General features: G+C 26.2%; 7 protein-coding genes. All 7 read right to left on the reverse strand.

Features of this window, described 5'->3' with window-relative positions:
• Window positions 1-2 precede the first annotated feature (2 nt).
• Window positions 3-2,021, reverse strand: coding sequence for a BglG family transcription antiterminator (locus BT993_RS04535; protein ID WP_072593439.1), 2,019 nt, complete (start codon window positions 2,019-2,021; stop codon window positions 3-5).
• A gap of 165 nt (window positions 2,022-2,186) precedes the next feature.
• Complete coding sequence (locus BT993_RS04540) at window positions 2,187-2,936, reverse strand: Fic family protein (RefSeq protein WP_083557392.1); 750 nt, start codon at window positions 2,934-2,936, stop codon at window positions 2,187-2,189.
• A gap of 58 nt (window positions 2,937-2,994) precedes the next feature.
• Window positions 2,995-3,810 (reverse strand): glycoside hydrolase family 1 protein, encoded by an 816-nt coding sequence (locus tag BT993_RS07590; RefSeq protein WP_341860436.1) that lies wholly within the window; start codon window positions 3,808-3,810, stop codon window positions 2,995-2,997.
• Window positions 3,795-4,400 carry a glycoside hydrolase family 1 protein gene (locus BT993_RS07595; RefSeq protein ID WP_341860435.1) on the reverse strand — a complete coding sequence of 202 codons (606 nt, stop codon included), beginning with the start codon at window positions 4,398-4,400 and terminating at the stop codon, window positions 3,795-3,797. Before BT993_RS07595 ends, BT993_RS07590 begins: the two co-directional genes overlap by 16 nt.
• Window positions 4,401-4,412: 12 nt before the next feature.
• On the reverse strand, window positions 4,413-6,260 hold the full coding sequence (locus BT993_RS04550; protein WP_072593440.1) for a beta-glucoside-specific PTS transporter subunit IIABC: 1,848 nt from the start codon (window positions 6,258-6,260) through the stop codon (window positions 4,413-4,415).
• A 12-nt stretch (window positions 6,261-6,272) separates the two neighbouring features.
• Window positions 6,273-6,518, reverse strand: coding sequence for a PRD domain-containing protein (locus tag BT993_RS07600; protein ID WP_415669328.1), 246 nt, complete (start codon window positions 6,516-6,518; stop codon window positions 6,273-6,275).
• Between the two features lie 6 nt (window positions 6,519-6,524).
• Window positions 6,525-6,766: PRD domain-containing protein (locus BT993_RS07440; RefSeq protein WP_208600509.1), on the reverse strand; the 242-nt coding region annotated here is incomplete at its 5' end.

Genomic DNA, 6,766 nt, shown 5'->3' on the forward strand with positions numbered 1-6,766 from the left:
ATTTAATTTTCTCCTTCTAAAACTTCTTTTAAAAACTTTGGTATTTCCGTTTTATTTTCTATTTTAATTAATTCTTTTTCAAAATTATATTTTCTCAAACATTTATTAATATCAAGTATTGCCTCTAAATGTTCTTCTTTATTCTTTGATGCAAGTATTATGATTATTTTTATTTTCCCATCAAAGAAATCTATTTCATCTTTTAATGTTATCAAAACAAATCCCGTTTTCTTAACATCTTTATTTATTCTTCCATGTGGAAGTATAGTAATATCTCCCACTTGTATATATTTCCCATATTTATCTATTTGCTGTTTTAAATTATTATAGTATTCTTTTTCTACTATTTGATTTTCTACCATTAAATCTATTGCTATTTTTAAAGCCTCATCAATATTATTTGCTTTCACATTTATTCTTATATTTTCTTCTATCAAATAATCATATATTCTTTTATACTTCTTTTCTTCTATATCCATATATATCCAAGGACCTAAAACTTTTCTAATATTCTCTTTTATTTTCTCTTCTTTTTTACCAGAATTTTCTTTAATAAATTCAAATAGTTTACTTTCAGATATTTTAATATTTCTTCTAGGTAGTCCATATTTTTCAAGCTTTTCTATATCTTCTTTTTTAAATATTGCATTCACTTTTATTGCTTCATTTCTTTTACTTAAAATATCAAGAGTAGTAATTATTAAATCTACTTTATCAATATTTTCATAATCTTTAAGCTTGTTATATGGAATCACATCTATTACATCTACTTCAAAGTTTTCTTCAAGATTTTCTACAATTAGCTTTGAACTTGAATAACCAAGACCACAAACTACAAGTACCTTTATCATATCTTTTTTAATATTCTTATCCATTCTATCTAATGCTCTTTTAACCATCATAGTTACAAAAGAAATCTCTTCACTATTCCATTTAAATCCTAAAGATTTTTTAGTCTTATTATATATATCCTCATATTCTTTCATAACTTCCTTACTAATACTCTCGCCAAGACTTATCTTTTTCTTCATTCTATAAATTGCAGGTTTAATATGATGTAAAAGTTCTTCTCTAAATATCTTATCTTTACTAAAATCCTTAGAAAAATTTATATTTAAATTATTAATTATATTATTTACTATATCTTCATTTTCTATGTAATTAATATATATGTAATCTTCTTCATTATAGTTATGTAATCCTAGATATATATCTGTAAGCATCGTTATATCAAGTGCGTTTAAGTTTTCGTTTATAAAATGGTCTGATATTTTCTTATACTCCTCTGTTTTTTGAATAAAGCTCTTATTATCCACTTCATATTCAAGTAATTTATGGGATTCAAAATTTCTATTTTCACTAATATATACATAAAATGAAACTATATCAAAAGCTTCATCAGTAAGTTTAATATCTTCTGTAAATTTTCTTACTAATTCTTTAGCTCTTTCTAAATCTATACTTTTTGAATAATTAAGTAGTTTTTTATTAATTTCTCTAAAAAAATACACATTAAATTTACCATTATTTAAACTTCTTAATTTATTTATTAAATAAAATCTTATCTTTGATTCTCTACCAAATATATTGTATCCTTTATTAGAATCAACATCTATTTTTAAACCATATTTTTCTATTTCCAAATTAATATCTTTAATTACATTTCTAAGTGTTGATTTACTAATATCATACTTATTTGATAATTCCTGTAATTTAAATCTATTATTTTCTAAAAAAATATCCAAACTAATATATACTTGCCTTTCAAATGAATTAAAAATATATTCTTTAAAAGGAATTAATGATAGTTGCTCCTCATAGTCTTCAATTAATAATTTTAAATTCGCATTTTTTATACCTATTATTTCTAATGTTGTATAATAGATGAAAACTTGATTTAATACTTCTATATCATACCTTAGCATTCTCTCACTTATATTCAATTCATTAGATATATCAAATATATTATTCTTACCTTGTTTTAATAACTCTAATATTCTAAAATTTCTATCTCCTATCATATCTCGTCCTTTCATAATAAGTATATCTTAAAAAGGTTTTTTAACAAGATTTAGATTTTTTCACAAAAAAATGAAATAATTTGTAATAAAAAAATGACTAAGAATATCAAAAATCTTAAGTCATTTCTTTTTGTATGTTTATGTTGTAAACTTAATATTTAATTATTATTCCAAAATAGATAAATATAGTTCTAATCTTTGATTTAAATATTTTGCAAACATATTTACCATTGATGATATATTATGTTTTATATGATATTCATCAAAGGCTTCATAATATTTAAGTCTATCAATAAATTTAATATCTATAGGTGGATATTTCTCTTTCATTAGTTCTAAATTAATCAGCAATCTTCCTGTTCTTCCATTACCATCAATAAAAGGGTGAATAGCTTCAAACTCTATATGAAACCGAGCTAACTTAGTAATAATGTCTTCCTTACTATTTTTATATTTCCTCAATAAATCTTCCATTTTTGAAGCAATTAAATATGGTTGTACTGGCTCATATGCTGCTCCCATAATTCTAACAGGAACTCTCCTATATACTCCTCTATCTTCTTTCTTATCAGCCAAAACTAAATAATGAATGTCCTTAATTATTTTCTCAGATATTTCAATATTTTCACTAACAAGTTGTCTTACATATTCAAATACTTCCTTATGTCCTATTACTTCCAAATGCTCTTTTAATGTTTTTTTATCAATCGTAAGCCCTCTAAGAACCATATCTGTTTCACGTAAAGTTAAAGTATTGCCCTCAATTGCATTTGAATTGTATGTATATTCAGTTAAAAAATCTTCATTTAATCTTTCTAACTCTCCCTCTGTTAAAGGTCTTTTTGCTTCAAGAATAGCTAATTTTTCTTCTAATGTAGAAATAATTAATTCCTTTTTTGTATTATACAATTTCATCGGAATAATATCAATGTAATCGGAATAACATATCTTAATTTTCGGAACAATACTCTGTCTACTTAGTTAATATTTCTCCATTTGATTTTATTACTTCTTTATACCAATCAAATGATTTCTTCTTGTATCTATTAAAAGTTCCACTACCATCATCATTTCTATCCACATAAATTAATCCATATCTTTTAAACATCTCTGAAGTAGACATAGAAACACAATCTATACAACCCCAAGAAGTATATCCCATAATATCAACACCATCTTTAATTGCTTCTAAAACCTGTAAAAGATGCTCTTTCATATACTCTATACGATAATCATCTTTAACAGTTAAATTCCCTAATTTATCTTCAATTAAAGTATCTTTAGCTCCTAATCCATTTTCAACAATAAATAAAGGTATTTGATAACGATCATAATAACGATTTAAAACAATTCTAAGTCCTATTGGATCTATTTGCCAACCCCAATCAGAGGCTTTTAAATAAGGGTTTACTAATCCTCCTAATATATTTCCTTTACCAGAAGAATACTTAGAAGTATCTGATGCTTGTGTAACACTCATATAATAACTAAAGGATAGGAAGTCTACTGTATAATTTTTTAATAAATCCTCATCTCCATCTTCAAAAACTACATTTATCCCTTGTTCTTTAAAATATCTTTTAGCATAATTAGGATAATATCCTCTGACATGAATATCTGAAAACATATAATTTAAGTTTTCATAATTATGAGCAGCTAAAACATCTTCAGGATTTGGTGTCATTGGATATGCTGGCATAGCTATAACCATACAACCAATTTTAAAGTTAGGATTTATTTCATGAGCTATTTTTGTAACTAAACTTGATGCAACTAATTCATGATGAATTGCCTGGTATAGATCTTGTTTAGATGTTTTTTATCAATACCACCACTTGTAAATGGTAACTCTAAAACTGAATTTACTTCATTAAATGTTAACCAATACTTAACCTTATCCTTATATCTTTCAAAAACAGTACAAGAAAATTTTTCAAAAAATCCTATCATTCTTCTATCTACCCATCCGTTATATTTTCTAGTTAAATACAGTGGGGTTTCATAATGAGATAATGTTACAAGTGGCTCTATGCCATGTTTAATAAGTTCATCAAACAAGTCATCATAAAATTTTAATCCCTCTTCATTTGGATATTCTTCATCTCCATTTGGAAAAATTCTACTCCAAGCAATTGAAGTCCTAAAAACCTTAAATCCCATTTCAGCAAACAGGGCTATATCTTCCTTATACCTATGATAAAAATCAATAGCTGACAATGTTAAATTATCTTTTGTAGGTTCATTTGTTGGTTCTCCTAACCCTCCATTAGGCAATACATCTTGTACTGATAAACCTTTACCTCCTTCATTATATGCTCCCTCTACTTGATTTGCAGAAACTGCTCCTCCCCATAAAAAATTATCTGGAAAAACTGACATATATCCTCCTAACTATAGTATAGCCAACAATTCATTAGAATGAATAATTTCATCTTTTGTTGGAACTAATAAAACATCTAAATAATTTTGTGTATTTGTAACGATTACAGGAGTTATTATTTCATATCCTGCTGATAAAATTGTTTCTAAATCTACTTCAAGTATTAACTGACCTTTAGTAACTCTATCTCCATCTGAAATTTTACTTTCAAACCCCTTACCTTCTAATTTAACAGTTTCTAAACCTATATGTATTAATAGTTCAACTCCATCATCACTTGTTAATGTAATTGCATGTTTTGTTGGAAAAATACTTGTAACAATTCCATCAAAAGGAGCATAAATTTTACCATTTTCAGGAATAATTGCAATTCCTTCTCCTAATAATTTCTCTGAAAATGTTGTATCATTCACATCTTTTAAAGGTACAATTTTTCCAGAAATAGGAGCATATACATTTTTTCTATTTGACACTCCAGATTTAATATTATTCAAATTAACTGGAGCTTTTTTTTCATCTTCATCAATACCAAAAATATATGCTAAAATAAATGTTACAATAATAGAAATCATTCCAGCAATTAACGCATTTAGTATATTACTTGGAGCTCCTGAATAAATAAATTGAGGAAGACCAATTATAGAGGGTACGGCAAATATATATGATTTAACTCCTGTTAATCCAACATATAGTCCTGCTAATCCTCCACCTATCATTGCAGCATAAAGTGGTTTTTTGTATTTTAATGTAACACCGTATAAAGCTGGTTCAGTAATACCTGCAAGTAATGCTGAAAATCCAGCTGCAAATGCAACTTGTTTAGTATTATTATTCTTACTTTTAAATGCAATAGCCATAGAAGCTGCACCTTGAGCTAAATTAGAGGCTAACATTGCAGGAAGTATAAGCACGTCAGGTGTAGCAACAGAAGCTGCTAGAAAAATAGAGGCTAATGCCCAGTGCATACCTGTCATAATTATAAAGGGCATAGTCGCTCCTAAAACAGCTAATGTTATCCAACTAGTCATACCATACATTTGTTCAATTAAATTTAATAAACCCTTTCCAAAAATTACACCAAGAGGTCCTACTAAAACAATAGCTATAAATCCTGAAATAATTAATACAAGTGTAGGCTGTAAAAAACTTTTAGTTACAGCCGGTGTTATTTTATTAAAGGCTTTTTCAATATATTTCATTAAATATACCATAATTAAAATTGGTATAACTGATGAGCCATAATTAGCAGGTGTAACAGTTACCCCAAATAGCTTAAGTTCTTCTCCAGTAGATATAATTTGGACAAAACTAGGGTGTAGTAAAATCCCAGCTACAAACATAGCAAGAGCTGTATTAACATTTAATTTTTTAGATGCTGAATAAGCTAAAAGTATAGGTAGGAAATAGTATCCTGCATCACCAAAAATTGTTAAAAATGTAATTGTCTGAGAATTAGATTCAAAAATACCTAACATAGGAAGTATTAATACTAATACTTTTATCATTCCACAACCAAGTATAGCTGGAATAATTGATGTCATTGAACCTGCAATGTATTCAATAATTTGTGATAAAATAGAACCTTTTTTCTCCTGTGATACATTCATAAATTTAAATTTTCCTACTTTAATAAATTCTTTATAATAATTTTCAACATCATTACCTAGTATAATTTGATATTGACCATTTTTTCTCAATACTCCTATTACACCATCAATTGATTTTACAGTTTCATCTGAAACTATACTTTCATCTTTAAGTTCCAAACGTAATCTAGTAACACAGTATGTTACATTAAGAATATTTTTTTCTCCACCAACAGCATTTAAAATATTAAGTGAAGTATTTCTATATTTCATAACCATTCTCCTTTATGATAAATTTTTTGTTAAACGACGAATATGGGCGATTAAATAAACTAATTCACTTGAACTTAATAAATATTCATATTTATTTTTAATAAAATCTGCTACACATATTCCACAATTATATTCCCTAGGATATTTCTTTTTCATCAAATCTAAAAGATCTTCATCTTCTTCATCGTTGTAATTATTTCTTTCTAAAAGTCTATGAGCAAATAACTTAACATGAGTAATGAATCTATAATAATCAATAGAATCTTAATTAAACTCTGTTGAATAATAGTTTTGAATAATTTTTTCAATACTCATAATAATCTCCGTAATACGATAAGATTCTTGAAAATTATTTTCTAAATTAGCATTAACAAAATGCAAAGCTATAAAGGCTGCCTCATCAATAGGAAGTTCTATATTTAAATCTTTTTTAATTATAGACAAAGCTTTCTTTCCTAATTCAAATTCTTCTTTATAATACTTTGCAATTCCTAAATTCCAAAAGT

The sequence above is a fragment of the Streptobacillus ratti genome (assembly GCF_001891165.1).
GTDB lineage: Bacteria > Fusobacteriota > Fusobacteriia > Fusobacteriales > Leptotrichiaceae > Streptobacillus > Streptobacillus ratti.

Excerpts from the sequence above, each read along its gene's own strand:
- BT993_RS04550 (WP_072593440.1), bottom strand. The coding sequence starts at position 6,260 with ATGAAATATAGAAATACTTCACTTAATATTTTAAATGCTGTTGGTGGA.
- BT993_RS04535 (WP_072593439.1), bottom strand. The coding sequence starts at position 2,021 with ATGATAGGAGATAGAAATTTTAGAATATTAGAGTTATTAAAACAAGGT.
- BT993_RS04540 (WP_083557392.1), bottom strand. The coding sequence starts at position 2,936 with ATGAAATTGTATAATACAAAAAAGGAATTAATTATTTCTACATTAGAA.
- BT993_RS07595 (WP_341860435.1), bottom strand. The coding sequence starts at position 4,400 with ATGTCAGTTTTTCCAGATAATTTTTTATGGGGAGGAGCAGTTTCTGCA.